The organism is Brevibacillus centrosporus (genome assembly GCF_046622605.1).
Taxonomy (GTDB): domain Bacteria; phylum Bacillota; class Bacilli; order Brevibacillales; family Brevibacillaceae; genus Brevibacillus; species Brevibacillus centrosporus.
Window position 1 is genome coordinate 3,285,076 of sequence record NZ_CP176856.1, and the last position, 25,318, is coordinate 3,310,393.

At 49.6% G+C, this 25,318-nt stretch carries 26 protein-coding genes, 1 pseudogene, 1 riboswitch and 1 other annotated feature; of the genes and pseudogenes, 4 read left to right on the forward strand and 23 right to left on the reverse strand.

What is annotated here, in order from left to right; translation table 11 throughout:
* Nucleotides 1–40: 40 nt before the first annotated feature.
* The 4 genes from ACLIN2_RS16585 to ACLIN2_RS16600 all read right to left on the reverse strand — a co-directional run bounded on the left by ACLIN2_RS16585 (nt 41) and on the right by ACLIN2_RS16600 (nt 4,669).
* Nucleotides 41–1,303 carry an MFS transporter gene (locus tag ACLIN2_RS16585; protein ID WP_411501603.1) on the reverse strand — a complete coding sequence of 421 codons (1,263 nt, stop codon included), beginning with the start codon at nt 1,301–1,303 and terminating at the stop codon, nt 41–43.
* On the reverse strand, nt 1,296–2,633 hold the full coding sequence (locus ACLIN2_RS16590) for a CapA family protein (RefSeq protein ID WP_411501604.1): 1,338 nt from the start codon (nt 2,631–2,633) through the stop codon (nt 1,296–1,298). Before ACLIN2_RS16590 ends, ACLIN2_RS16585 begins: the two co-directional genes overlap by 8 nt.
* Nucleotides 2,634–2,651: 18 nt before the next feature.
* Nucleotides 2,652–3,533, reverse strand: coding sequence for a MurR/RpiR family transcriptional regulator (locus ACLIN2_RS16595; RefSeq protein WP_092266900.1), 882 nt, complete (start codon nt 3,531–3,533; stop codon nt 2,652–2,654).
* A gap of 359 nt (nt 3,534–3,892) precedes the next feature.
* Nucleotides 3,893–4,669 carry a hypothetical protein gene (locus ACLIN2_RS16600; RefSeq protein WP_092266899.1) on the reverse strand — a complete coding sequence of 259 codons (777 nt, stop codon included), beginning with the start codon at nt 4,667–4,669 and terminating at the stop codon, nt 3,893–3,895.
* A 127-nt stretch (nt 4,670–4,796) separates the two neighbouring features.
* Between ACLIN2_RS16600 and ACLIN2_RS16605 the strand changes: the two genes are divergently transcribed.
* Nucleotides 4,797–6,050, forward strand: coding sequence for a stalk domain-containing protein (locus ACLIN2_RS16605; protein WP_411501605.1), 1,254 nt, complete (start codon nt 4,797–4,799; stop codon nt 6,048–6,050).
* A gap of 60 nt (nt 6,051–6,110) precedes the next feature.
* On the opposite strand, the gene trpS is transcribed toward ACLIN2_RS16605, so the two are convergent.
* The 9 genes from trpS to tlp all read right to left on the reverse strand — a co-directional run bounded on the left by trpS (nt 6,111) and on the right by tlp (nt 15,075).
* A complete protein-coding gene (trpS, locus tag ACLIN2_RS16610; protein WP_411501606.1) occupies nt 6,111–7,097 on the reverse strand; it encodes a tryptophan--tRNA ligase in 987 nt (328 codons plus the stop codon).
* A gap of 254 nt (nt 7,098–7,351) precedes the next feature.
* Nucleotides 7,352–7,609 (reverse strand) — a binding site (T-box leader).
* Nucleotides 7,610–7,670: 61 nt separating this feature from the next.
* A complete protein-coding gene (gene nrdF, locus ACLIN2_RS16615; RefSeq protein WP_411501607.1) occupies nt 7,671–8,627 on the reverse strand; it encodes a class 1b ribonucleoside-diphosphate reductase subunit beta in 957 nt (318 codons plus the stop codon).
* Between the two features lie 31 nt (nt 8,628–8,658).
* A complete protein-coding gene (locus tag ACLIN2_RS16620) occupies nt 8,659–9,684 on the reverse strand; it encodes a serine hydrolase domain-containing protein (protein WP_411501608.1) in 1,026 nt (341 codons plus the stop codon).
* A gap of 17 nt (nt 9,685–9,701) precedes the next feature.
* A complete protein-coding gene (gene nrdE / locus ACLIN2_RS16625) occupies nt 9,702–11,786 on the reverse strand; it encodes a class 1b ribonucleoside-diphosphate reductase subunit alpha (RefSeq protein ID WP_411501609.1) in 2,085 nt (694 codons plus the stop codon).
* Nucleotides 11,773–12,132: a class Ib ribonucleoside-diphosphate reductase assembly flavoprotein NrdI gene (nrdI, locus tag ACLIN2_RS16630; protein WP_092266893.1), complete on the reverse strand. Its 360-nt coding sequence runs from the start codon at nt 12,130–12,132 to the stop codon at nt 11,773–11,775. Before nrdI ends, nrdE begins: the two co-directional genes overlap by 14 nt.
* Nucleotides 12,133–12,295: 163 nt before the next feature.
* Nucleotides 12,296–12,495, reverse strand: a riboswitch (cobalamin riboswitch).
* A 220-nt stretch (nt 12,496–12,715) separates the two neighbouring features.
* On the reverse strand, nt 12,716–13,228 hold the full coding sequence (locus tag ACLIN2_RS16635; RefSeq protein ID WP_092266985.1) for an ACT domain-containing protein: 513 nt from the start codon (nt 13,226–13,228) through the stop codon (nt 12,716–12,718).
* A 35-nt stretch (nt 13,229–13,263) separates the two neighbouring features.
* On the reverse strand, nt 13,264–13,593 hold the full coding sequence (locus tag ACLIN2_RS16640; protein WP_092266892.1) for a hypothetical protein: 330 nt from the start codon (nt 13,591–13,593) through the stop codon (nt 13,264–13,266).
* Nucleotides 13,594–13,621: 28 nt separating this feature from the next.
* Nucleotides 13,622–14,728: a tRNA 2-thiouridine(34) synthase MnmA gene (mnmA, locus tag ACLIN2_RS16645; RefSeq protein WP_092266891.1), complete on the reverse strand. Its 1,107-nt coding sequence runs from the start codon at nt 14,726–14,728 to the stop codon at nt 13,622–13,624.
* 128 nt (nt 14,729–14,856) lie between these two features.
* Nucleotides 14,857–15,075: a small acid-soluble spore protein Tlp gene (gene tlp / locus ACLIN2_RS16650; protein WP_092266890.1), complete on the reverse strand. Its 219-nt coding sequence runs from the start codon at nt 15,073–15,075 to the stop codon at nt 14,857–14,859.
* A 187-nt stretch (nt 15,076–15,262) separates the two neighbouring features.
* Here tlp and ACLIN2_RS16655 point away from each other — a divergent pair, with 187 nt between their 5' ends.
* Nucleotides 15,263–15,478, forward strand: a complete 216-nt coding sequence (locus ACLIN2_RS16655; protein ID WP_092266889.1) for a hypothetical protein — start codon at nt 15,263–15,265, stop codon at nt 15,476–15,478.
* 9 nt (nt 15,479–15,487) lie between these two features.
* On the opposite strand, the gene ACLIN2_RS16660 is transcribed toward ACLIN2_RS16655, so the two are convergent.
* Both ACLIN2_RS16660 and ACLIN2_RS16665 read right to left on the reverse strand, forming a co-directional pair.
* Nucleotides 15,488–15,832 carry a DUF952 domain-containing protein gene (locus ACLIN2_RS16660; protein WP_092266888.1) on the reverse strand — a complete coding sequence of 115 codons (345 nt, stop codon included), beginning with the start codon at nt 15,830–15,832 and terminating at the stop codon, nt 15,488–15,490.
* A gap of 33 nt (nt 15,833–15,865) precedes the next feature.
* Nucleotides 15,866–16,108 carry a hypothetical protein gene (locus ACLIN2_RS16665; RefSeq protein WP_122922463.1) on the reverse strand — a complete coding sequence of 81 codons (243 nt, stop codon included), beginning with the start codon at nt 16,106–16,108 and terminating at the stop codon, nt 15,866–15,868.
* Nucleotides 16,109–16,297: 189 nt separating this feature from the next.
* Between ACLIN2_RS16665 and ACLIN2_RS16670 the strand changes: the two are divergent.
* Both ACLIN2_RS16670 and ACLIN2_RS16675 read left to right on the forward strand, forming a co-directional pair.
* Nucleotides 16,298–16,999 (forward strand): annotated as a pseudogene (locus ACLIN2_RS16670) (glycerophosphodiester phosphodiesterase family protein).
* 27 nt (nt 17,000–17,026) lie between these two features.
* Nucleotides 17,027–17,224 carry a hypothetical protein gene (locus ACLIN2_RS16675; protein ID WP_411501610.1) on the forward strand — a complete coding sequence of 66 codons (198 nt, stop codon included), beginning with the start codon at nt 17,027–17,029 and terminating at the stop codon, nt 17,222–17,224.
* 154 nt (nt 17,225–17,378) lie between these two features.
* On the opposite strand, the gene ACLIN2_RS16680 is transcribed toward ACLIN2_RS16675, so the two are convergent.
* The 8 genes from ACLIN2_RS16680 to allD all read right to left on the reverse strand — a co-directional run bounded on the left by ACLIN2_RS16680 (nt 17,379) and on the right by allD (nt 25,318).
* The gene (locus ACLIN2_RS16680) at nt 17,379–18,626 is read right to left on the reverse strand and encodes an MFS transporter (protein WP_411501611.1); all 1,248 of its coding nucleotides are present in this window, start codon (nt 18,624–18,626) and stop codon (nt 17,379–17,381) included.
* 222 nt (nt 18,627–18,848) lie between these two features.
* Nucleotides 18,849–19,865, reverse strand: a complete 1,017-nt coding sequence (locus ACLIN2_RS16685) for a LacI family DNA-binding transcriptional regulator (RefSeq protein ID WP_411501612.1) — start codon at nt 19,863–19,865, stop codon at nt 18,849–18,851.
* A gap of 177 nt (nt 19,866–20,042) precedes the next feature.
* Entirely contained in the window at nt 20,043–20,684 is a 642-nt protein-coding gene (gene hxlA, locus ACLIN2_RS16690; RefSeq protein ID WP_411501613.1) for a 3-hexulose-6-phosphate synthase, read from the reverse strand.
* A gap of 35 nt (nt 20,685–20,719) precedes the next feature.
* A complete protein-coding gene (locus tag ACLIN2_RS16695) occupies nt 20,720–21,556 on the reverse strand; it encodes an SDR family oxidoreductase (RefSeq protein WP_411501614.1) in 837 nt (278 codons plus the stop codon).
* The gene (gene uxuA / locus ACLIN2_RS16700) at nt 21,553–22,629 is read right to left on the reverse strand and encodes a mannonate dehydratase (protein WP_411501615.1); all 1,077 of its coding nucleotides are present in this window, start codon (nt 22,627–22,629) and stop codon (nt 21,553–21,555) included. Before uxuA ends, ACLIN2_RS16695 begins: the two co-directional genes overlap by 4 nt.
* A 12-nt stretch (nt 22,630–22,641) precedes the next feature.
* Complete coding sequence (locus ACLIN2_RS16705) at nt 22,642–23,265, reverse strand: bifunctional 2-keto-4-hydroxyglutarate aldolase/2-keto-3-deoxy-6-phosphogluconate aldolase (RefSeq protein WP_411501616.1); 624 nt, start codon at nt 23,263–23,265, stop codon at nt 22,642–22,644.
* A 12-nt stretch (nt 23,266–23,277) separates the two neighbouring features.
* Nucleotides 23,278–24,297 carry a zinc-binding alcohol dehydrogenase family protein gene (locus ACLIN2_RS16710; RefSeq protein ID WP_411501617.1) on the reverse strand — a complete coding sequence of 340 codons (1,020 nt, stop codon included), beginning with the start codon at nt 24,295–24,297 and terminating at the stop codon, nt 23,278–23,280.
* A 10-nt stretch (nt 24,298–24,307) separates the two neighbouring features.
* Nucleotides 24,308–25,318, reverse strand: coding sequence for an ureidoglycolate dehydrogenase (allD, locus tag ACLIN2_RS16715; RefSeq protein ID WP_411501618.1), 1,011 nt, complete (start codon nt 25,316–25,318; stop codon nt 24,308–24,310).

The window sequence follows — 25,318 nt, forward strand, 5'->3', positions numbered from 1 at the left end:
TTTTAAAAATTTTAACATTCTGAATAATCGGGCGAAAGTATTAGTTTTCTATTTTGTTCGAGATTGGGGAGGTTATTTCTATTTTTCCTTCATTCCGTTTGGCAAAGAGCAGAAAAAGGACTCCGAAAACCACAAAGATCAAAGCATTCAGGCTCATCGCATGACCAAAACCGACAGCTACATCCCCCGCTGCCTGCACGATGGATCCCGTGACGAGCGGAGAAATGATCCCCGCTAACGTAACCAGGCTGGACATCACCCCGACAAGCAGACCTGTTCTAGCGGGCATCAGACTGCTGACGATGACGGATGAAGCCGTACCTACGGAAAAAGCAAAACCTTTTCCTAAGCAAAGTGCGATCAGGACAAGTGCAGTCGATTGTACCCAAGTGACCGAGTAAAAGAACAGTCCACCGAGAATGATGGATACGCCGCCTACCCATACGTAGGATTTGCGATAAGAGCGATGCTTTTTGTACAACCGGTCCCCAATCGAAGAAATGAGAATGGTCATGAGTCCCGCAACCAGCCCCGTCCCTGCAATCGAGTAGGCCATTTGCTGGTTCGTGAGGTGGATGGCTTTCACCAGATAGACAGGCTCCCAAACGGCTGCAAAAGTGGTGCCCCAGATTTGTCCGAAGTAAATCAAAAAGCAAAAAATGTAGGTGGAGGAGAGCATGACCTTGGATATTTCTGACCACTTCGCTTTTGGTGCTTCTACGCTGACTGGCGAAGAAGCAACCACCGCAATCGCGGGCTTTTCTTTCCCCATCCAGATCCAGACAAGAAACCAGATGAGGCTGAGCGCCCCCATGAATGCCCAGGCAAAGCGCCAACCGTTCTGATCGATCATGGCAACCAGTAATGGCGCGGACGCAACCGCTCCCACAAAAGCACCAAAATTGACAGTGGAATAAACGAGGCCGCGTTTTTCTTCAGGAAACCATTTGTTTAGATGACTGACAACTGTCGCCCAAAACGGACCTTCCCCTATGCCGAGCAGGACACGCGCCAGGACGAGCATCGGCAAACTGGCGATCGCATAAGCTCCAAACTGTACCACAGTCCAGGAAATCGCCATGATCGCCAGCAGCTTTTTCGTTCCGATCCGATCCGAGAGTGCCGCACCCAGGATCCCTGCGATGGAAAAAAACCAGAAAAAGCTGCTTCCTACCAGCCCCCACTCCTTCTGTGAAAGTCCAAATTCATCCATGATCGGTACCGCTGAATACCCCGCAATCGTCTTGTCTGCGTAGTTGATCATGTACAAAACAAACAGCAATACCAATGTCACCCTAGCCATTTTGCCCATCACTCCATTTCGCACTGCCCGATTCTTTTTTGATTCGTATTCTGCCCATGCTTCCTACCACTTCGATTTTCGTTCCGTACGGCTCACTCAAAGCCTGCAGGCGCTCAACGATGGCAGGAGATGTACTTTGCCTCGGCCACCCCATGCGATGAATCGGCAAATCATAGCCCAATTCGATCGGGTGCAGCTCGATTTCTAGTAGCTCACCATCCTGCATTTTCCAGATCGGGACGACAGCTTCCCATACTTCCCGATGAACACACAGTCCTCTCGTGTAATTCGCGCTCATCGCCTCTAAGGCATCCGCTACGTTGTGTTCGTGAGTAAGTCCGTACTGTTCATAGAAATCCGCGGGCTGACTGGTAACAGCCTCCGTCTGGAAAATAAAATCGCCCAGGCTGTAGAAAATGGGGCGGTTCTTGTAAATTTCGATCCCTCTTAGCAGATGCGGGCCATGACCAACAACAGCGTGTGCACCTGCATCGATGCAGGCACGGGCAAACGTTTCCAAAAACTCTGCCGGTGCTTCCTTCTGCTCCCCTTTCATCTCATGGGCATGGATGCTGATAACGACGTAATCCGCCCTTCGCTTCGCTTCCTCAATCGTTTTAATGATTCTCTGCATATCGCGTGGGTGCGGCTCTGTTTTGGTTCCTTCCTGCTCTCCCATCTTGAAAAGCGAGTTCCCAAACAGAAAAACATCCTGTCCCGGTGAATTCATGAATCCTTCCTCGATCAATACTTTGCTGAAGGCATTTATATCCACAGAATCCGCAATTGACTTTAATTGCTCCAGCTTTTCTTTTGAGAGATGGTGCGTCATGATGTAGCGCATCGGATTGATTCCCGGTCTGCCGATACTGTCTCTACGCTGTTCGCCTGCCGCCCACCATGGATGGAAGGTGGAGGTAGCTGCAATCAATGCGACGCGGGCAGAATCGCATTCCAAGTACCTTGGCGCACCCGCTTCTGCCAAATTCTTACCTGCGCCCGCGTGAACGAAACCGTATTCATTTAGATGCTGTTCGGTCGCCTCCAGTCCCCCGTACAAATAATCGAGAGTATGGTTGTTCGCCCAGCCGATCATGTTGAAGCCGTACTCTTTCATGACCTGCAGGACAGCCGGAGGAGACATTGCCCACGTTCCCCCGCTCTGCGCGCTCGGATATCCTTTGCTGTCATGTACCGTCGTTTCTAGGTTGGCTAGGCGAACATCTGCCCGGTGAAGCAGAGCAGCTACCTCTTCGAAGGCCTCGTCTTTATGAAGTAGGCGTGTAATAAAGCTGTCGCCTGTTGCTGCAAACGTGACTGGTTTGGTCATCGTTCTCATCCCTCCCTCTCAAATCGTAAATTCATCCTCATCGCCAATGAACGAGTATAGCTGTGAACTGATTTCGTCGTAGTGCTGCAGCCGTTTCTGGACATTCTTTGCGTCGTAGACCATCACTCCTTTGATCAGCACATTTAACAAGGAAAACAAAACAGGCATGCCACTGGTTGCTGCAGGCTGGGGAGTCGTAACCTTCAAAAGCAGATCCGCCATTTGGCTTATCGGTGACAGCTCTCCTTCCGTGATCGCGAGTACTTTGGCCCCCAGTGCTTTGGCGGATTGGACGAGCGCCACCGTTTCAGCCGGGTGTCGGGGAAAGGAAAGCGCAATCACGAGCCATTCCTGGTCTCGTTCCGTAAGAAAGTAGTCCGCGTTATCCACCGCGCCCGTATACAAATGGGTGTTTCCCTTGATGGCGTTGAGAGTTGAGAAAAGCCATTTGGCAGGAATATGGCACCAGCGAAAGCCTACAACGACAATTCGGTTTGCCGAAATAATCTGACGTGCGGCTTGGTCAAGCAGACCATAATCAAGCTGCTGAAGACCTTGCTGCAAATAAGCGATGTCCGTTTCCATTACCTGCTGGGCGTAATTGTCCTTCGTCCGTATTTCTTCTGAGTCGCGGTACTTTTGAATGGGGCCCTTGCGCGGATCTGCAATCAGCAGCGCCTTTTTAATCTCATCCTGCAATTGGGTATAGCCCGTGTAGCCCAAGGCGTAGCAAAAGCGAATGACCGTCGCTTCGCTCATGTTTGTCAGATCGGCAATTTTTTTGGCGGTATGGATTGCGATCAGGTTGGGCTTTTCGATGACGAATTTGGAAATGATTTTTTGACTGGCTGTGAGATTTCCATACTGCTTTCGAATCCGTTCTTTTACATGCTCATCCATCTGCGGCACTCCTTTTGAAGACTAATCGGAAGTTAATTTTGTGAATATTATATCTTCTGCAATAATTCACTACAATACTTCCAGAAAAATGTAGTTTACGCTTCATTTTGAGGCAAATATACCCTGTACCGTTATCGCCACTTATTTCACGATGGAACAAAAAAACGCCTCCCCACATGGAAAGATGCCGTTGGGAAAGCGATATTCGTTCGAAAGATAGGGAGCCAGGCTGCGCTGATTTTTATGGAATCTTCATAGACTGGCACTGTTTCGTGAACGAGGGCAGTGGATAGATTCTCAGACAGACTTCATGAGAAAAGAGGCTCAGTTGCTGCCGTCTCTTTCTACCATCCTCACGCCTAATAATGCTCCAGATCAGCTGACAATACATACCCGTCTATCGGAGAAATGTAATACTTTTCGCCATCGCAATCGAACTGATAAAAAACCGCAAACTCCCCATGCGCGTCTTCCAAGGTTTGATTGCCTACAAAATTGACTGATTGGAACGGCTTTTCTGCATACGGGTAATTTTTCAGGTAGGTTTCTGCTTCCTGGATCGTCAACTGAAATCCCCCCTTTGGCGTCTCCTCCCTCCGCTTTTCATCCAGCAGCCAGTTCCCACCGCTTTTTTGAAGCGTGCTGATCTCATAGTATCCGCTGTTTAATTCATTGGCGAACCACATCGTCTTCACTACGATGCGATCCTTTGTTTGCTCCAGGATGGTTGTGCGAGCTCTTAGCGTCCCAGGCTCATAGTGAAAGAGAAACAATCGCGTCATGCCAATCCCGCCATCGTAGTATTGCTCCAGTTGTTCCTGATCGATGAAGCGGTTTGTCATGTAGCGTTGCAGATCTTCCCGGAACTCCTCGAAGGGCAAATTCTGATTCAAAGCCTCTTCTTGCCTGCTAAAATAGTAGCGAGAAATTTCATCTAGGCGGTTCACGACCCACTCTTTGCTCATTTTTTCCCCTGCAGGTCCTGGCTGCTTTCCAGCCGCAGGCTCTGGATCCTTTTGCTTCGTATCCATTTCGATTGGCAATTTCATCTCCTCCGTGGGAGCACCAGCTCCTTCTGAGCAGCCTGCACTTACGAGAGCAAAGAGAAGAATGAAAAAGGCAGCAGCATGTCTCATAATTCCTCCAACAATTCCCTGGTTTCTGTAAATTTCACATCGTTTGAATGAAACAACTCTTGCAATGATTTACGTAATCCTGTTATAAGTGGTATGTAAAACGACTCCCGAAAAGAGAGGAATTCGCATGAAAACGAGACTTTGGAAGCTGATTCTTTCCTTGTCCATTTGTACGAGTGGTATGGTCGGTCTATCTGCTGAGGTATCGGCCTCGACAGCTCCCCCTGCCACTACGATTCTACTAGATGGTTATCCACTCGCTTTTCCGACACCGCCTGTCATTGAAAAAGGTACGACAATGGTACCCTTTCGAGCCATCTCCGAAGCGATGGGCATCGATGTGCAATGGGACAAAGCGACGCAATCCATTACGGCGATTCAAAAAAGCGGGCAGGAGCGTAAAACGGTCAAAATGACTTTGAATAACCAGCAGATTTCGGTCAATGACCATCCCTATACTCTTGCTGTGGCTCCTTTTCAGATGAAAGGCAGTACCCTCATCCCGCTGCGGTTTTTCAGTGAGCAGTTCGGAGCACAAGTGAGCTGGAATGAGTCGACGAAGACGGTTTCCATTACTTCCCCAGCACGTGACCTCTACAGTCTGGCATTCTATGCGATTTCTTCCTTTGCCCAAAAGGACTTGATTTCCCATTTTGACTCTGTTGCATTTGGCTGGAGCCGGATCGACAAAGACGGCAGCCTGACTCTTGTAGGCAACGATTTTTACTGGCCAAAGGCAGCAGGTGCAACCACCCCGGAAATGATTATCGATGAAGCGAAATCTGGCGGAACCTCTCCCTATCTCATGGTCTTTGCAGGGGATGCCAACAACGAATTGACTACCTTGCTCTCGGACAGCAGCTTGCGGGATAAGGCCATCGCCAACATCCTCACTATTGTACAGGAAAAAGGACTCGAAGGGATTGTCCTTGATTTTGAAGGTCTGGGAATGAATGGACAGGGAGCAGAAATCAAGCAGGACTACAACGAGTTCGTCCAGCTCCTCTCTGCACAAACGAAAAATCTTGGAGTCAAGCTGACACTGGTGCTCCATCCGCTCAACGGAGCTTATCAGGGCTATGACTATGCCACCCTCGGCAGTCTCGCTGATGATCTCGTCATCATGGCCTACGCGTATGAAAACGAAAAAGGTCCCGAGCCGATGAACCAGGTCGATCAAGCCATTAAGCTGGCACTCGCCCAAGTGTCGAAGGAAAAGCTAATCCTGGGAATCTCTATGGGCAGCGAAAACGAGCAGTCTGTCAATCAAAAGATCGGCCTTGCCAAACGCTACAGCCTGAAGGGCTTTGCTTTGTGGAGGCTAGGCTTGATCAGTCAGCCTGCGATGGCGAATATGCAGGAAGCTGTTCATCTCCAGTAATGTACGTATAAAGGAAAAGCCGATTCCCCTGACACCAATAGGGGTATCGGCTTTCGTATTTTAAAAATAGTTCATGCTCATTGCCTCACGAATCTCTTGCATGGTCTCTTTGGCTACCTGCCGTGCTTTTTCCGTACCCGACATCAGCATTTCATCGACCTTTTTCGGATCGTTTTTGTACAAGCTTCTGCGTTCTCTCATGGGTTCGAGTAAATCATTGACGCTTTGCGAAATGCTTCGTTTGCATTCCATACATCCGATTTGGCCCTTTTTACAGCTTTCATAAATCTCATCTGAGCCGTCTTTACGAAATACTTGATGATAAGCGTAGACGGGACAAATTTCTGGATGACCGGGATCCGTTTTGTGGATGCGTGCAGGATCCGTCGTCGCTTTTTTGATCTTTTCACTCACCTCTTCCCGAGTGGAATCCAAATAGATGGCATTTCCAAGGCTTTTGCTCATTTTGTGATTGCCATCTAATCCGACAAGTCGTGGAACATCCCCTACGAGCGGTTTGGGCTCCACTAAAACAGGCTTATACAATTGGTTAAATCGCCGGACAATTTTCCGTGTTTGCTCGATATGAGGCACCTGATCTTCTCCTACGGGAACTAATGTCGCCTTGCAGAAGGTGATATCTGCCGCCTGGCTGACGGGGTATCCTAGGAAACCGTAATACATCTCTTGATAGCCGCGCTCCGTGGCTTCCGCTTTGATAGTAGGATTATGACGCAAGGAATTAACAGTCACAAACATGGAAAAGTATATGGTTAACTCCGCAATCTCCGGGATCAAGGACTGAATAAAAATCGTGGCTTGATCAGGGTCGATGCCTGCTGACAAATAGTCCAAGGCCACCTGCCGCAAGTTTTCTTGAATCAAGTCTGGTTGTTCAAAATGAGTCGTTAGGGCCTGGACGTCAGCAAGCAGCAAGTACGTTTCGTATTGGGTTTGCAGCTCGACTCGGTTCTTCAAGCTGCCAACGTAATGCCCAAGGTGAAGCTTTCCCGTAATCCGATCCCCTGTTAAAATCCGCTCTTTCATTTCTGATCCTCCTCAGCATTTTGCTTGTGTCATGTAAACGAGAGATCCACCAGCCATCATCCATGGGCATCACCCCTTTCAAGGAAAATAAGAAAACCTTTATCGTGGTCTGTTCAAAGAGGAGCGACCGCGTTTAAGCGGAAAGTTTTACCGAAGGAATGCCAGAAGCGGACGCTGAGGCACTTCGTCATGCGCTCCGGAATTCATAAACGTAAACGCTTATAAATTCCTATACGATAAAAAAACCCCGCCCAATAAAGGACGAGGTTATCGTGGTACCACCTTTTTAATCGCAAAAAGCGATTCACTCTAAAGTACGGTAAGATGTCAGAAGTCAACCTTACGATACTCCTCTCTTGATAGCGGGGAGAGAATCCCGGCAACGCCTACTTAAATTTCAGCGGAGCGATTCAGAAGCCCATTCGGTATCAGGTGAGGATCGGTTCGCAGCAACCACCGACTCTCTGTGCCTCATTCTCTGATACGTACTTGCTCTTCCTCAACATCGTTTATCCGTTCCTATATGGTTGTGTAGACATAATAAACGAAAATCTTCCGTATATCAAATGAATTTTAAAAATCAAACCGAAAATCGTCATCTGTCAATGGCTCAACGTGAAGACTGCGAACGTAGCCATTCCCCTTCTTGGAAAAGAAGTCATGCTGCTTGGTATGCGTGCTGATCCCGTTTAACACGATTGGATTGACATCCTCTTCCGGGAAGAGTGGATCGAGTCCGAGGTTCATCAATGCTTTGTTGGCGTTGTATCGTACGTAGGCATGGACATCCTGTGCCAGACCGATCGATGCGTACAGCTGAGCCGTATAGGCCTCTTCATTTTGATGCAGCTCAGCCAGCAGCTGATACAGCTCTTCTTTGCATGCCTTCTGCTCGTTGACAGTCAAACGCTGGTAAACCTCCTGCGCCAATACTCCCACATACAATCCGTGAATGCTCTCATCCCGCACGATCAGGTCGATGATTTCTCCGCTGCTCGTCATCTTGCCTTGCCCTGCGAGGTAGAGGGGATAAAAGAAGCCGCTGTAGAACAGGTAGCTTTCCAAAAAGACGGAAGCAACCATAGCCATGTACAAATCCTTTTGCGTATGGATTTCCTGATAGCGGCTGGAGATCATCTGCGCCTTCTTTTGCAGATGCGGGTTTTGCTCGACCCAGCTGAAAATCTCGTCGATCTCTTCAGTCGCGGCCAGCGTCGTAAAGATGCTGCTGTACGACTTGGCATGGATTTGCTCCATCATTCCCATGAAGGCGAGCACGGCTTTGCGTTGCAGTCCGTCCACATGCTCCATGATTTTCGGCATCCCGACTCCTCCCTGGACGGTATCCAGCAGAGTCAATCCTCCGAGTACTTTTTTATAGGTGTCACGCTCCGCATCCGATAGCTCCATCCAAGCCATTTTATCGTCGGAGAGTGGAATCTCATCATCGGTCCAGAACTGCATGATGTTTTGGTTCCAAAACGTCATGGTGAAATCATCGTCGGGCCTGTTCCAATTGACAGCTTTCATGTAGGCGTTCCTCTTCTCTATTTCGTTGTTCCTAGCAATCTAGCAGACAGCGCATGGCGCAATCCCCAAACCCTCTGACATCCTCCAAATAATCGTAGCCAGGAGGAGATCCGAAGCTGTTAAACATCCGCACAGCTACGAATTCGTGCTCAGGTATGACCAGCAGCGTAACGCCTGTATAACCTAGTATTTGATAAGATCCCCTCGGCACTCGCTCCCCGATCTCGGTCATATTCGCAGGCAGGTCCTTCACAAACCATAGAAAGCCGTTCTGTGGCAAGTCCTTGTCCTGCAGCGGAGGGCTTTGCACCGTTGTCGCCAGATCGATTACTTCCCTGGGGACGAACTGTTTGCCGTCCACAAAGCCTTTTCTCAGGTGAAAATAGCCCCAATACGCCAGCTCGCGTGCGGATACGTAGAGATTCATCTTGTCACCCTCGGTGCTTGTGCTCGTGTACCAGCTGGTGTCATCTGGCTTGCGGATGACCTCAACCATTTTCGGATCCATCTGGGCGCGCCAGCCTGTCTCCACAAATCCGAGCGGCTGGAAGACTTGCTCCTGAACGATTTGGGCGATCGTTTTGCCTGTCGTTCTTTTGACGATCTGTGCCAGCATATCAATGCCAACCCCGCGATACGCCCAACTGCTTCCAGCAGGAAATTCTCGTACGATCTCCCCCGTATACGTTCCGTGCAAGCCGTGTGTATGCGTCAGCAGATGGCGAATGGTGGTCCCTGTCATCCGCTCCTCGTCCAAATGCGGCAAGTATTTCCGCACCAGATCGTCGATGGAAGCGATGGCTCCACAGGTCACCGCATAAGCAACTGCATAGCCAATATAGCTCTTCCTCACAGAAGCTGCGTGGAACTGTGTATCTGCTTGAACTTCTCGTGCTGCCTGTTCCAGGGACTGCTTGCCCCAGTATGTTTCCATCACGATCTCGTCATGGTGAATGACCATCAGAGCCGCACCTGAGCCTGTTACTTGCTCAAATGTACGCTCCACATGCGATACAAGCGGATTGAACTGCTTCTTCAGCGTTTGCCTCAGCTCCACGGTCTCGGCCTCCTTGTTTACACTGCGCAGCTAATGCACTCTTCCACTGTCAAATGCTTGGTCCGCGTATAGTAGAGCGACTTCAGACCTTTCTTGGCGGCGTAAATGTAGTAGCGTGCCAGCTCTCGCGTAGATACATTACTGTTCACGTGCAAAACAGTAGAAATTCCTTGGTCTACATGCTCTTGGATCTCCGCGATCAGGTCAATTACCTTGAATTGATCGATGACATACGCTGATTTATAGAAAAAGTAATTCTCCTGCGACAGGTACGGCATCGGATAGTACGTTGTCGAGTTTGCGTACGTTCTCGTTTCGATATGCTCCACGATCGGCATGACACTCGATGTCGCATTCTGAATGTACGAGATGCTTTGAGTAGGTGCAATCGCCAGTCGGTAAGCATGATACAAGCCATAGGTCTGGACCTTTTCTTTCAGCTGTACCCAATCCTCAGCTGTCGGTATATACATGTCCGCGAACAGCTGCTTGACCTTTTCCGTCCGAGGGCGATAATCCGTCTCTTCATATTTCGCGAAGTACGTCCCTTTGGCATATTCAGACTGCTCAAAACCGAGGAAGGTCGTTTTTCGCTCTTTGGCAATCTCCATGCTCATTTCAAGGGAGTAAAAGTTCATCATCATGAAGAACGTGCGGGCAAAATCTTTCGCTTCCTCGCTCTCGTACGCGATCTTGTTTTTTGCCAAATACCCGTGCAAATTCATGGCACCCAAACCGACGGAGTGCAATTCACGGTTTGCCTTTTGGACACCTGGTGCGTTCTCGACAGCAGTCATGTCACTTACAGAGGTGATGGCTTCAATGCCCTCATGGACCGACTCGCGAATCTTCTTTTGCTCCATTACGTTCACGATGTTCAGGGATGCCAGATTGCAGCTGATGTCCCGACGGATGATGTCCATTTCACCATAGTTGTTGATGGTCGAGGTATCCTGGAGCTGGAAGATTTCCGTGCACAGGTTGGACATTTTGACCGAGCCTATGTCTTTCAGCGCGTGATTTTTGTTGGCGTTGGTCTTGTTCATGATGTACGGGTAGCCGGACTCCAGCTGAATCATGGCGATCTTGGTCAGCATATCCCGTGCACTCATGATCGTCTTTTTCTTGATGTTGTCGTTTGCGAGCAGCTCTTCGTACATTTCGTCCATGTTCATGTCATCCAGATGCTGGCCGTATTCTTTATACACCGAGTAAGGAGCGAAAATGGTCAACGGCTTGTTCTCTTCCGCCAGCTTGTAGAACATGTTTGGAACAATCAGCCCGATCGAGAGCGTTTTGATCCGTGATTTTTCATCCGCATTGATCTTTTTGCAATCGAGAAACTCGTTGATATCCCAGCCGAAGATGTTGTAATAAGCAGCTCCTGAGCCTTTGCGCTGGCCCATCTGATCTGCATAGGAGAAGGCGTCCTCCAACAGCTTCAGGACAGGCATAATTCCTTTGGCAGCACCTTCTACTCCTTTAATCGGCTCGCCGCGTCCGCGCAGCTTGGACAGGTTGACGGCCACTCCACCGCCGATTTTGGACAGCTGCATGCATGTACCCAATATGTAGTTGATCGAATTGAGGGAATCGTCCATTTCGAGCAAAAAGCAAGATACCATTTCGCCACGGCGACTTTTTCCTGCATTCAAAAACGTTGGTGTCGCAGGCTGCAAGCGTTGGTCCATCATCGAGACCGTCAGCCGCTTGGCACGGTCAAAGTCTCCTTGCGCCAGCGAGAGCGCGACAATCGCTACGCGGTCCGGATACTGTTCCAAATACATCGATTTATCGTCTGTTTTCAGCGCATAGTCTTTGTAAAACTTCGAGACAGCCATGTAAGAGGCGAATTGAAAGGACGCTTCCTTTGCCAAACGGAATACTTCCTCGACCTGCTCTTCCGTGTAACGTTCATAGACGTTTTCGTAGTAATCGTTTTGGATCAAATAATCCATCCGTTCGGCTACACTGTTAAAGGTCAATGTTTTGGCTTGTACTTCCTGCAGAAAGACTTCGACGGCTTCCCGATCCTTTTCCAGCTGATAAAAGCCATCCTCGCCCCGTTGCATCAGTTCGTTGTTCAGTTCAATATGCCGCAATGCTGGCCACCCCGTTCGTAAAATGTTCGACATCCCGGCCGGTACCGGATAATTCAAATTTGGAAATCACAGGAACCCCGTATTGATGGGAAATGGTATCGGCGCTCTTTGCGAAGCTCGCGCCCCAATTGCGATTGCCGCTTGCCGATACGCCCTTCATGTAACGATGGTTCCTGCTGAGGAACGATGCCACCTTTTCAGGGACTTGTCCAAAGCCAGTCGTATACGTGACGAGAACAAACGGTTCCTCGATCACCATCTCGGAGTCAATCTCTATACTTGGCAAAGCCAGCTTTCCTACAAATCTACGAACGTTTCCCGTTTTGGAATCGTACGCGATGAGCATACGCCCTCATCCTTTCCTCTATGTAGCGCGATCCTATCTACCTGTCAGGAAAATAAAAACGCATTCGACGGGTAGAGATAGTCGAATGCGCAATCATCCACTGATAATCGACTCGTCAAAACGAATCGAGCGCTCGAACACTTCCCCTATCTCCCGTAGGTTTACTCGTGTTTAACGGGTAGGCAGGTCTCCTGGCTATAGGATCATCGCTTCATTTCGCCTTCCCAATCACGTCGACCAGTGGCGTAGCCTATACAAATGAGCTCTCCTCTTACAGTGGCGGGACCGCGTCGGATTCTCACCGACTTCCCTATTAAGTCTGCCGATATTTCGTAGCAAGACACCTATCCGCATCAATATGTAGTTGGTAAAACTTACTTTACATCAATATATCGTGTCAGTCAAGAGAGAGGAGCGAGTTTTCCCCCTGCGAGAAGCAAAAGGTTCACAAAAGCTTGATAGATCTACTATTTGTCAGATCTTGTAGAATCAGGAAAAAAGAGAACCGCCCGCAAGCATGCGGACGGTACGCATTTCTATCATCATTTCTGCCTCGCTTGGAAAGAAACGGAACACCGCGAGCCTATTGCAAAGAGACCACCTTTGTAATTTGCGGCAGCTCCTCGATCGCGCGAACGACCGCTGGTGTGATTTCTTCATCTGTCACGGATACGAGCAACGCATTTTTTCCTTTTTGCTCCCGTGAGACGTTCAGCTTGGAAATATTGATTTCGTGTTCGGCTAATTTCCGAGAGACATCGTAAATAACTCCCGGGTAATCAACGTGGTGGACCAGCAAGCCATGGGAACCTGCCGGGATACGGCATGCACAGTAGTTAATCTCACTGATGTACACTTCTCGCCAATCTTGGGCGAACGTGTACTTGTTCCCGCCGGCACGCAGAATCGCCAAATGGTTGGCATATTCACCAGAGCTGTGCTGGACAGGCAAGGAAACGCCAAAACCATCCAGCAGCTGCTTTGCGATTTCGTCTTTGTTTTCATGCGCTAAAATGCTCAAAGAGCCTCCTGCCAGATTTGGTTCAATCCGCTGCAGAAGTCGAGCGAGCTCACGAAGCCCAGCAAATTCGGTCATGATCAACCCTACTCTCCCAAAAATGGTTCACGCGCTCAAGGAAGAATCCATTCTTCCGGTTCTTTCAAAATGGAGGAATGATTTTCAGAACGGTACCAGGCCGTGTACGGCTTCCCATCTTTCGTATAATCAATCTTGTAGATGGTATTCCCTTTTCCGCCTCGTTCAAAAGGGCTCTCATCAGCAGGAACAGCGGTCACACCATGCGCTACAACGACCCCGCCTTTTTCAGCAATGACCTTCTTGATGGTCGCCATATGCTCGTTTCCTGTTGATGCCATGCCCCAATATGCCAGGAATCCTAGCAGAAGTGCTCCTGCTACAAAGGATACAATAATGACTTTCGACTTTTTCGTTGGATCCACCGCGTTACCCCCGTCTGTCTCGGTTCTTCTATTTATCCATCAAGGTGACTTTATCAATCGTACCGCCACCCAAGCAGTATTCTCCGTCGTAAAAGACGACAGCCTGTCCTGGAGTGACTGCCTTTTGCGGTTTGTCAAATACGACCTCCACTGTGCTGCCTTCCCGAATATGAACGGTGACCCCTTGATCAGGCTGGCGGTAGCGGAATTTTGCCGTACATGTAAATGTCGAAGCAGGCTGCTTGTCACTGACCCAGCTTACGTCTGTCGCGATCAGGCTGGTCGAGTACAAGCGCGGATGATCAGAGCCTTCTCCTACGATCAACGCATTTCGTGCCAGATCTTTATCTACCACGAACCATGGTTGACCGCTCGTTCCATGACCACCGCCGATGCCTAGTCCCTGACGCTGGCCGAGTGTGTAATACATCAATCCGTCGTGATGACCAATTACAGTCCCATCCACCGTCTCGATGTTACCTGGCTTGGCTGGCAGATAGTTCTGCAAAAACTCGCGGAAATTCCGTTCTCCGATAAAGCAGATTCCCGTGCTGTCCTTTTTCTTGGCCGTCGCAAGTCCCGCTTGCTCCGCGATTTCACGGACCTGCGCTTTCGGCAGATGCCCGATCGGGAACATCGTTTTGGACAATTGCTCTTGGCCGAGCACGTTCAGGAAATAGGTCTGATCCTTGTTCGAATCAACACCGCGGATGAGCTTGAATTCCCCATCTACTTCCTTTACTTGCGCATAGTGACCCGTCGCGATGTAATCCGCCCCCAGATCCATGACTTTGGCTAAAAGCTCGCCAAACTTGATTTCCCGGTTGCACATGACATCCGGGTTTGGTGTGCGCCCACGTTTATATTCATCCAAAAAATACTGGAATACTTTATCCATGTATTCTTTTTCAAAATTGACAGTGTAGTATGGAATACCGATTTGTTCACAGACGCGACGAACGTCCTGGAAGTCGTCTTCCGCCGTGCAATGGCCGAATTCATCGGTATCATCCCAGTTTTTCATGAAGATGCCGATGACGTCATATCCCTGTTGTTTGAGCAGGTGAGCCGTCACGGAGGAGTCGACCCCGCCGGACATGCCGACAACGACGCGTGTGTCTTCTGGTCGTTTCATAGTCTTTCTCCTCTATTCTCAATTTGTTCCTCTAACAGATTACCACGTTTCGCAAAACAAATCATGTATTGTTACACTTCGTAGAAAAAACGCCTGTCGCACGGAAGGCAACAGGCGCATTTACTACTTTAGCTTTGAGAAATCTCGTCTTTGATCTCAGCACGATAACCTTCGATACTTTCTGCCCGACGCTCGTTTTTCGCTTCAATGTTTGCTTTTTCCTCTGCCGAGATCTCTCCTGCATTCGCAGCTACGTAGTCTTGTGACTCACGAATACGTTCCTCCGTGTTTTGCAGCATCTCCTGCAGCTTTTCTGCGTTGTCTGAACGATCATCTGGTTTTGCCATGAATAAGCTCTCCTTTGCAGCGTGGTATCTTGGTGATTGCACCTATCCCATTGTGCGCCATTTCTGGAGTAATTATGCTTCTATGCCTGTGTGGCAATCGCACCTCTGTCTCTCGTTTTTCCTACCTTGCGAAGAAGTCCGTGCTATAATGCGAGTAACAGATTACATAGCAAAGAGGTTTTTACATATGGCATCACTGGATCTGCTTGAACGCATGCTGCTCAAAATCATCTCGGAGACTGAAACCGTCAGGCTAAAGCGCCAGCGGATTCATGCCCACAAGCAAACCGATACAGAAGAGGAGCAGCGGCTGCGAATCGGACTGCTCCTGCGCAGGCTAGACAAGCTCCCCGAGGAAAAACGCCGGGAGGTACTTGACCTGTTACAATGGTTTAACTGGTAGGGCAGCGAATCAACGGACGCTTGCACCAAGCGCCCAGTGACCGTTCGTCCGCACCATGCTTTTCACGTCTACGATCGCGTCTTGGTTTAACGGTCCGTAAATATGGGGGTACAATAGACCATCCTTAGCCTGCTCATATTTTACTGGCGAGGAGGACTTGGCTTCATCGACGACGAGCACCAGCAGCTCTCCTTCATAGGTCGCATAGACGCGGTCAGCTACCTTTGCGAGCAGATCGTCCCCTTTTGTAGCATGGATAAAGCCTTCCTGTTCATAGTCGCGCGGAAGGTAATGATCCCGTCCCTCCCACTGTTCCCAATAGCTTTTCGGTACCAGGCAATAAATCATTGTCATGTCTGTATCTTCTCCGTTTCCTTTTTGTCTCTATTAGCGGCGCAGATGCTTGTCAATATGACGAATCGCCTTGTCGTAAAACATGGTATCGATTCGCCCCTGATCCCGCCTCCATTGGATGAAGTTTCTCAAGGAATGCAAATCCACCCAGGCGTCCTTTGACTGTGGATTGTTTTCCGGGACATCTCCGGTGATTTCCCCATCATGAACCAGCTTGGCCATCTCATTTGGATGGTATCCGATTTGATATGCTATATGATGCAATGCGATTTTCATGGAACCTCCTGACTGCTAGCATGGTTTCTCTTATTGTGCCAGTCTTTTTTCCTTATGCCAAGACTTCCTCATGGAAATATGCAAGTTTAGGATGAACCTTATCCAACATTTCGGAGGTTTCCATAAATGATCAAAAGGCATGACAAGGGCCAGCCACGAAAGCCCCTCAGGAAGCGGCCTGCTCTCTGAATCATCTTCTTCCTGATCGCTTTCGTTTATGTGAACAACAGCTCGCTTTTTGCAAAGCCATCTACACGCAAGCCTTTTCTCCTCGCCCACCGGGGCATGGCGCAGACCTTCCACATGGAGGGCATCACGAACGATACCTGTACCGCTGAAAGGATCTATCCTCCTGAGCATCCTTATCTGGAGAATACTATCGCCTCCATGCAAGCCGCCTTTGATCGTGGGGCAGATGTAGTAGAATTGGACATACAGCCGACCAAGGATGGACAATTTGCCGTCTTTCACGATTGGACTCTCGGTTGTCGCACAAATGGCGAAGGAGTTACCCGCGACTTCTCGCTGGCCCACCTGCAAAAGCCGGATATCGGGTAGAACTATACAGCGGATAAGGGAGCTTTACTTTAAAAAGCTGCCTGCGGTCAGACGCAGCTGCATATCCCAGATAAAATTGCTTCTTGGCTCTGGGGGTGGCCTACCCGTTTTATGGAAAGAATGGACAAGCAAGATACACGAGTCATTCTCGTAGCGGGTAGCGGCGATTTGTCCAGCGGCTTTGATACGCTTGATGACCTCAAGCGGGTTCCAGAAGGTTTCTCTGGGGGGATCTGGACAAATCGCATCGATCGGATCTTTGCCGCATATACAAAAATGAAGAATCGCGTTGTAAAAAATGAAACGAATGCCCGATATATTCGTATATCCTAATATCGACACCATAAGGAGTGATGGGAAATGCTGAAAAAACTGTTGAAAAGCTTAATGGGGAATCACTCATCCTCTCACAGTTATCGCAAATATAGCAGCAGTGACCACAAGTATCGCAAAGGATACGGCCATCCCCCTGGACAAGGCTCCGGACACGGGCATTCTTATTACGGAAGCTCTCATTACAAAAGAAAGCATTCCAGCCGCAGCTTTTTCAGCAGCTAAAGCGAATGCGCCCCTCCCCTCTTGGCTGGCAGGAAGACTGTTCATTTCGAACAAATCTTCTGCTTGCGGCAGAGGGGTTTTTCGTTATTTACGCAAAAAAGCGACGCCCCCTTCCCTAATTAGACTGCTGGGGAAGCGAGCGCCGCTGATTGGATTAATACATTTGTTGAACTTTTTTGACGATAGGTTGTACAAAACGGATGACAGTCAGGGAAGCTACAACGGCTAATCCACCCGCCAGCAAGAACGCAGAGGTAAAGGAGCCAGATGTATCTACCAAATAGCCGGTCAGAGTCGGACCGATAATCCCTGCAGTGTTCGCCAGGAAGTGCATGAATCCACCAACAGATCCCACGTTGTTTTGATCGACAACGTCCTGAACAATCGCCCAGTAGATCGCACCTGTCAGGTACAGGAAGAAAACGGACAGCGCTACCAGCGTAACCGCGCCTGCTGTCGTTGTTACGAGTCCTGCAAAGCCAATGCAAACTGCGGAGATAAACAGGCATGTTACCAGAACCACTTTTCTCGAGAAGAGCATGCCTTTGTTAACAAATTTTTTGCGAACGTAATCGGAGACAAAGCCGCCTGCTGCAAGGCCAATAAATCCTAATACCCACGGAATAACCGTAATGATACTCATATCTTTTACACTGACACCGTGCGCTTTAACCAGATAGCTAGGGAACCAGGTCAGGAAGAAGAACAAGATGTAGTTGTAGGCAAAGAACGCAAATGCTGTGAACAAGACTGTTTTTTGTTTCAGATAGAAAGTAAGCGGAATTTTTTCGGTTGTTTCTGGCTTTGTTTGTGCCTTCGTGCTTTCCTTCTGGCTATTTGCTGGTCTTTCCTTGACAGATTTCCACCAGAACGCTGCCCATACCAAGCCGATGACCATAATGAGAAGAAACGAAACTTTCCAACTGTAAGCGATTGCGATAAAACCTACGATTGGACCGGAAATCGCACCACCCAAAGGAGTACCGCTGTTTGTCAGACCGATGACAGATGCACGTTGATCTGCCGGGAACCAGTTGTTGACCATCTTGTTGATCGTAGCAGAGAGAGGCCCTTCCCCCATCCCGAACAAAATGCGGATGACGATCAAGCTCACGAACCCGACTGCCAATGCAACGGCGCCACTGAAAAGCGACCAGACGATCATCGCGACGAACAACGTCAGCTTCGCTCCGTACTTATCGGAAGCGACACCACCTAGGAAGTTGAAAATAGCGTAACCGACCGAGAAGCTGGAAAAGATGATACCCATTTGAGTTGCCGTGAGCGTTAGATCATCTTGAATAAAAGGAGCGGCAATCGATAGCGCAGAGCGGTCGAGATAGTTGATCACGCCTGCCAAAAATAACATGATAATGACGGGAAGCTTGTCCTTTGAAAACACAGAATCTCCTCCTTTTTTTCTTACCGTGATGGAATGAATCCAAAAGAGCGCTCCATGGTGCTGCTCTGTGATCGCTTTCTGCAAACGGAGCAGGAAAACGCATACATTTTGTTTTTTAGAGAGTAAACCGGTTTAGTTTTGGAGTGAGAAAGCCCGGCTTCACCGAGAAAAATGGTGGAGCCTTCGCTTCCCCTCTCTACTGCAGAACTTTGGACCACTTGCTTATTTGACCGCACAGGAATCTCTCAAAATGATCGCTGGCGCAAATCGCTGGATAATCGGCAGTTCCTCTGGTCTTTCTTCTTTTCGAATTTGCTGCAGCAGCCGCTCCGCTGCACTCTTCGCCATTTCCTTCGTCGGCTGCGCGATCGTGGTGATGGATGGCGTATAGAAGCTAGCGAAGGATACTTCGTCGATTCCGATGACGGCAACGTCCTTCGGGATGTGCTTGTTGTTTTCTTTCATGAATTTCAAGACCTCGACGAGCACGATGTCATTTCCCGCCAGAATGGCTTGTGGGGGTACGGTCTGCTGAAACAGGTCCGCTAACGCGAGGGAGATTTGGCCGACATCCATCGTTTTGATGTAGGCCTCGTTTACCTCCATGCCGTGTGACCTAAGTGCGTCTCGATACCCTTGAATCCGTTCGACACGTGGTGAGATGTTGCGAATAATCGATGTCGTCACGATCGCGATTCGGCTGTATCCATTTCTCACAAACTCGTCGACAGCAAACCGGGCAGCTAGGTGATTATCCAGCATTACGGTATCGATGCCCAGATGCTCTATCGTCCGGTCCATGAAAACGATCGGAAACTCGTCGTCTTTCATCTGCTCATACAAGTCGAGGTTGCCGCCGGTCGGGAAAATGAGAATGCCATCCACTTGCTTGGCCCGCAGCATTTCAATGTATTTTCTTTCCTTCTCGGGCTCATCATCTGCATTACAAACGATGATCTGAAAATCGTGCTCGTGAAAGAAGTCTTCAATCGCGCGGATGATATAGGTTGAAAATGTATGCAAGATGTTTGCGACCACAACGCCGACGGTAAAGGTCGATTTCTGCTTCAAACTTCGGGCGACGCTGTTGGGCTGATAGTTCAGCTCTTTGATCGTCTCCTCGATTTTTTTCCGCGTTTTTTCGCTCATGTAGTCGTATCGCTTGTTGAGATACTGTGACACTGTGCTTTTCGACACATTCGCGTGTTTGGCAACATCTGCTATTGTGATATTTTTCATATTTCCATCCCATCTTTTGCTACTTACGCAACAGTTTCATTTTACTAAAACTAGCATAGCCTGGTCACGATCAAAATAAAACGTTTTAGTAAAACGATTTATTCCCTGTGTAGCAAAATTATAGCGTGGATGAAAACGCTTTACAATATTTTTTGAATATTTGATCCTGAAATGGTGCTATCCGCTTTCGCTCGGCGATTGGCACTTGCTTCTGATCTGCTCCGCCGCTTGTTTGGGCTGCTTGCTCCCCGTAATGGCTGAACCGACGATGACGGTGTGAACCGACTGCAGAAGGAACCGATCTATCGTCTGCTCGTTAATCCCGCCCGCCACGCTGATCTTCACATGGGCGAGAGGCTGTACAAGCTCAAACAATCGTTGATCAGCCTGATGGCCAGCGGACTGGTCGTCCAATCCGACATGCAGACAAAAATGGGAGCAGCCCGCTTCCGCCAGCTGGTTTACCCTGCTTAGATCCGTTATGCCCAATAGATCTACGATTGCTTGCTTTCCCAGCCTACCTGCCACCGCATGCACGTCACGTATCGTCGAGAGCGGCGCAAAGCCCATTACGGTTACAGCATCGGCACCAGCAAGCAATGCCTGCTCCGCTTCGTACCTGCCTGCGTCGCAAATTTTCATGTCTGCGACGAGGGGCAAAACCGGGAAAGCTTCTCGCACTTCTCGCACGATGGCCATCCCGTATTCTTTTATGACGCCCGTGCCGATCTCGACAAGGTCAACGGTATCCTGCAGTTGTTCAATCAAGCGAAAGCATTCTGACCATTCCAGTCGATCCAATGCTACTTGCAGTTTCATATCCTATCCATCCCCCCGTCTATGCGAGAGTGAAGCTATACACCAGAGTAGGCCATAAATCCGCCATCGACCGGAACCGTAACACCTGTCACAAAACCTGAATAGGTGTCATCCACCAGCCAGAGCAGAGTACCCAGCAAATCTTCCGGTTGACCAAAGCGCTTCATCGGCGTCCCCGTCAGTATTTTTTGTGATCGGGCCGTATAGTTCCCCTCTTCATCCAGCAGCAAACCGCGGTTTTGCGCCGTCAGGAAAAAGCCGGGTGCGATGGCATTGACACGCAGGCCCGTTTCGGCAAAGTGTACGGCCATCCACATGGTGAAGTTGTTGATCGCCGCCTTGGCTGCACTGTAGGCAGGAACCTTTGTCATCGGTGCATAGGCACTCATCGAGGAAATGTTCACAACCGTCGGTGCATCCGTCTGCAGCATCGCTGGTACGAAAAGCTGACTAGCCAGGAAGGACCCCGTGAAATTGCTGTTAAACACATGGGCAAATCCTTGTTCCTCCAAGTCAAAAAACGATTTTCCCGGGTTGTCCTCGCTGTGTACTTCTGAGTCCGTGATCGCAGAGGGATGATTGCCTCCCGCTCCGTTGATCAAAATGTTGATTTGACCAAACGCTGCAATGATTGTTTCTTTTGCCGTCTCCAATGACTCACGGCTCAGTACATCTGTTGCAATCGAGAGAGCTTCCCCGCCGTTTTCACGAATTTCATCCGCAATTTGCTGCCCTTTTTCCGCTGTGCGATTCAAGATGGCTACCTTTACCCCATGCCTAGCCAGCTCTTTCGCCATGCGAGAGCACAAGACACCGCTGCCTCCCGTGATGACTGCTACTCTGTCTTTCAGGTTCTCATGGATCGGGATCATCTGGATTGCCCTGCCTTTGCGTTTTCGTAAGCATCCCACAGACCAAGCAGGTACATGATCCCCAAAGCACGGTCATACAGTCCGTAACCTGGTCGGCACACCTCGCCCCAAATATGGCGTCCATGATCCGGACGGACATATCCGGTGTAATTTTGCTTGCTCAGGGCTTCCACAACACCTTTGACGTTAATGGAGCCGTCCTGTGTGTAATGGGATGTCTCGGCGAAATCGCCATTCTCGTAAATTTTCACATTTCGAATATGGGAGAATGGTGCGCGAGAAGCGTATTTTTCTGCGATTTCCACCATGTCATTCTCCGGGTTTGCCCCCATCGAGCCAGTGCACATGGTAATGCAGTTCGATGGAGAGACGGAAATCGCGAATAATCGCTCATAGCTTGCCGCTCCCGTAATAATCCGAGGCAATCCGAAAATCGACCATGGCGGATCATCCGGATGAATCGCCATTTTCACGCCGCATTCTTCGGCGACCGGTAAAATCTCTTTCAGGAAGATGCCGAGATTGTCCCAAAGCTTTTCTTCATCCACCTCTTTATAGGCTTCAAACAGCTCCGAGATGCGCGCCATCTTTTCGGGCTCCCAGCCTGGAAGTGTCAAATCGGATGCTTCCGAAACGGTACGAATTAGCTCTTGAGGATCCAGATGCTCGACTTTCGCCTTTTCATAAAACAGCGCAGTCGACCCGTCCTCGAGCGGGTGGAACATTTCGGTCCGAGTCCAGTCGAAAATTGGCATGAAGTTGTAGCAGATGACTTTTACGCCTGCTTCTGCCAGATTGCGGATGGTTTGCTTGTAGTTTTCGATGTACTTGGTCCGCTCTTCGTTCCCCAGCTTGATCGCTTCATGGACGTTTACACTCTCCACTACTTCGGCATGGAATCCGAAAGACTGGATGTAGCTCACTTCTTCTTGGATCTCTGCTTTTTCCCACACTTCTCCCACTGGCTTTTGGTGCAGAGCCCAGACGATGCCCTTCGTTCCGGGAATTTGCTTCACCTGGTCCAACGAAACCGTGTCATTGCCTCGTCCGTACCAACGAAACGTCATTTGCATACGATTCCCTCCTTATTCGGCGCTTTTGCGCATATAGCTTTGACTCAAGGAAACAACTGCCTCGAAGCCGCCCGTTCGATAGGCTTTGTTCAAATCGCTGCCAATCCCGACCGCAACTGCCCCTGCCTCGAGCCAATCCTTCATATTCTCTAAATGGATACCGCCTGTTGGCATAATGCGAACGTGAGGAAGCGGACCGTTGACAGAGCGGATAAAGGAAGCGTCGAAATTGTTTGCCGGAAACAGCTTCAGCACGTCGCAGCCAGCTTCCAGTGCTTGTACCATCTCTTTGATGGTCATGCACCCTGGCAAGTACGGGATCCCGTACCGATTGCACACCGTCGCGATCTCTCTCTCAAAATGGGGACTGACAATGAATTTGGCTCCCGACAGCATCGCATGTCTCGCAGTTTCTGCATCCAAAACCGTACCGGCCCCCAAAAGGGCGTTCGACTGCTCCAGTGCCTGAAAAACAGCTGCTACATTCGGGGTCGTATAGGTGACTTCAATTGCCTGAATCCCGCCTTCAATTGCACCTTTTGACAGCTGGATCGCTTCTTCAGCGCTCGCGCCGCGGATGACTGCTACGACTTTGGCGGATTCCAGCTTCTGCAGGACATCGTATTTCTTGTTCACAGTTCCACCTCCTTACTCAAAAACGATCAAAGCTTTGCGGACCTGATCCGGATGCTTTTCCACAAAATCAAAGGCCTCTTGCACCTTTTCCAGTGGAAATGTGTGAGTGACGAGTCCGTTGTGCTTCAGTTTTCCTTCATTTAAATAGCGAACGACTTTCGGGAACTGATTCGTCTGCAGACGAGAGCCTACGATCGTTACTTCTTTTTTGGTAATCGGCAGCTGAGGAATGGCAGCAGGGCGCTCATCAAAACCTAGGACGACCACTGTTCCAGCAGGAGATACGACGTCTACCGACAGCTCAAACGTCATGGGCAGGCAGACCGCATCGATCACGACATTGACGCCTTCCCCCTTCGTCCACTCCGCCACGGCTTCACGGACATTTTCTTTTCCTGCATGGATGGTGAAATCTGCGCCATTTTCCTTTGCAAAGACGAGGCGCTCTTCATTTAGATCGGTTATCATGACAGTGGCCCCCTGCAGCTTGGCCATTTTCAGAATGCAAATGCCAATCGGGCCAGCACCTTGGATCAACACAGTGTCACCTTGCTCCACTTGACCTCTCCATACAGCCTGAGCGCCGATCGTGTACGGCTCGGCCAGCACGACTTCTTCCCAGGGAAGGCTGGCGTCTACGAGATGCACCTGATTCTCTGGCAGCACGAACCACTCGCGCATCCCCCCGTCCTCATGCACACCGAATACGGACAAGGAAGCGCATACATTCGGACGGCCCTTTCTGCACGCGTAGCAAGTGCCGCAGTAGCGAATAGGCTCCACTACCACATGGTCACCTACTTTGACGTTCGTCACTGCTGATCCAATCTCAACCACTTCGCCAGCCACTTCATGTCCAACCACTCTTGGCAAGGTCGCTAACGGATTGGTTCCGTGATAAATATGGACGTCAGAGCCGCAGATGCCGACCCGCTTCACTTTTACCAGCACATCTGTTGGCTGTGCGATCACAGGCTTATCTACCTCATGCAGATGAAGCTCATACGCTTTTCGAACTTGGACTGTTTTCATGCTCGCTCACCTACTTCGTCAAAAATTCGTAGACACTTTGTGCGATGGAAATGCCGTGGGCGCGATTTCTTTCTTCATGCAGCTGCTCGATCTCACCCGGTATGTAAACGCGGTCAAAACCAGGCGCAGGCTCTACAAGCGAAAGCTCTTCCATCATCCGATCCATCTGCTCCAGAAACACGTCAGCGTCCGTGAAAAAGGCAGGATTGATCACACAAAAGTAATGGCCCAGCTTTCTTTTCTGATCCAGGTCTCCATACATCTTGCTAATGTGCGGGCCAAAGGCGGCTCCAGCCAGCAAACCGGAAAAAATATCGACGATGACGGACAATCCGTACCCTTTTGGACCGCCAAAAGGCAGTAGAGAGACGACATCATGTGGGTTGGTTACGGACGTTCCCTGCTCATCTACACCCCAGCCATGCGGAATTTCTTTGCCTTCTTCACGCGCTTGCAAGATTTTGCCCAGGGCCACGTTGGAAGTAGCCATATCCAGAATGAAAGGCTTTTTTGATTTCGCAGGAACGCCGTAAGCAATCGGATTTGTTCCCAGAAACTGTGTCTTCCCGCCAAAAGGGACGACGATTTTGTCCGTATGGGACATCGCGATGCCAATCAGCTTGGCATCCGCCGCTTTTTGTACGAAGTAGCTGAGCGCCCCGCAATGGCTGCTGTTGATGGCCGTGACCATCCCGACTCCGTTTTTCTTCGCCATGTCGATCGCATGCTCCATCGCTAGATCCGCGATGACATGTCCGAAGCCGTCATCCCCATCGACCACGCCTGTTACCTGCCCTGACGGCGAAAAGGTCGGTCGGGCGTGGGGATTGATCCCACCTGCCTGCAGACGATTCACATAATGCTCCGTCCGCAGCACTCCGTGTGAATTTACATTGCGCAAATCCGCGTGCACGAGGACATCTGCCACTTTGCTGGCGTCGTCACTATGTAGTCCTGCTTCTGTCAGCTTCTTTACCACAAGCTCTCTAGCTTCCTCTGCTTGAATCACAATGCTGGACAT

What these genes read in the sequence shown, in the direction of transcription:
- ACLIN2_RS16585 (WP_411501603.1), bottom strand. Translation starts at nt 1,303, where the DNA reads ATGGCTAGGGTGACATTGGTATTGCTGTTTGTTTTGTACATGATCAAC.
- ACLIN2_RS16590 (WP_411501604.1), bottom strand. Translation starts at nt 2,633, where the DNA reads ATGACCAAACCAGTCACGTTTGCAGCAACAGGCGACAGCTTTATTACA.
- ACLIN2_RS16595 (WP_092266900.1), bottom strand. Translation starts at nt 3,533, where the DNA reads ATGGATGAGCATGTAAAAGAACGGATTCGAAAGCAGTATGGAAATCTC.
- ACLIN2_RS16600 (WP_092266899.1), bottom strand. Translation starts at nt 4,669, where the DNA reads ATGAGACATGCTGCTGCCTTTTTCATTCTTCTCTTTGCTCTCGTAAGT.
- ACLIN2_RS16605 (WP_411501605.1), top strand. Translation starts at nt 4,797, where the DNA reads ATGAAAACGAGACTTTGGAAGCTGATTCTTTCCTTGTCCATTTGTACG.
- trpS (WP_411501606.1), bottom strand. Translation starts at nt 7,097, where the DNA reads ATGAAAGAGCGGATTTTAACAGGGGATCGGATTACGGGAAAGCTTCAC.
- nrdF (WP_411501607.1), bottom strand. Translation starts at nt 8,627, where the DNA reads ATGAAAGCTGTCAATTGGAACAGGCCCGACGATGATTTCACCATGACG.
- nrdI (WP_092266893.1), bottom strand. Translation starts at nt 12,132, where the DNA reads ATGCTCATCGCGTACGATTCCAAAACGGGAAACGTTCGTAGATTTGTA.
- ACLIN2_RS16635 (WP_092266985.1), bottom strand. Translation starts at nt 13,228, where the DNA reads ATGACCGAATTTGCTGGGCTTCGTGAGCTCGCTCGACTTCTGCAGCGG.
- mnmA (WP_092266891.1), bottom strand. Translation starts at nt 14,728, where the DNA reads ATGAAACGACCAGAAGACACACGCGTCGTTGTCGGCATGTCCGGCGGG.
- tlp (WP_092266890.1), bottom strand. Translation starts at nt 15,075, where the DNA reads ATGGCAAAACCAGATGATCGTTCAGACAACGCAGAAAAGCTGCAGGAG.
- ACLIN2_RS16655 (WP_092266889.1), top strand. Translation starts at nt 15,263, where the DNA reads ATGGCATCACTGGATCTGCTTGAACGCATGCTGCTCAAAATCATCTCG.
- ACLIN2_RS16660 (WP_092266888.1), bottom strand. Translation starts at nt 15,832, where the DNA reads ATGACAATGATTTATTGCCTGGTACCGAAAAGCTATTGGGAACAGTGG.
- ACLIN2_RS16665 (WP_122922463.1), bottom strand. Translation starts at nt 16,108, where the DNA reads ATGAAAATCGCATTGCATCATATAGCATATCAAATCGGATACCATCCA.
- ACLIN2_RS16675 (WP_411501610.1), top strand. Translation starts at nt 17,027, where the DNA reads ATGCTGAAAAAACTGTTGAAAAGCTTAATGGGGAATCACTCATCCTCT.
- ACLIN2_RS16685 (WP_411501612.1), bottom strand. Translation starts at nt 19,865, where the DNA reads ATGAAAAATATCACAATAGCAGATGTTGCCAAACACGCGAATGTGTCG.
- hxlA (WP_411501613.1), bottom strand. Translation starts at nt 20,684, where the DNA reads ATGAAACTGCAAGTAGCATTGGATCGACTGGAATGGTCAGAATGCTTT.
- ACLIN2_RS16695 (WP_411501614.1), bottom strand. Translation starts at nt 21,556, where the DNA reads ATGATCCCGATCCATGAGAACCTGAAAGACAGAGTAGCAGTCATCACG.
- uxuA (WP_411501615.1), bottom strand. Translation starts at nt 22,629, where the DNA reads ATGCAAATGACGTTTCGTTGGTACGGACGAGGCAATGACACGGTTTCG.
- ACLIN2_RS16710 (WP_411501617.1), bottom strand. Translation starts at nt 24,297, where the DNA reads ATGAAAACAGTCCAAGTTCGAAAAGCGTATGAGCTTCATCTGCATGAG.
- allD (WP_411501618.1), bottom strand. Translation starts at nt 25,318, where the DNA reads ATGTCCAGCATTGTGATTCAAGCAGAGGAAGCTAGAGAGCTTGTGGTA.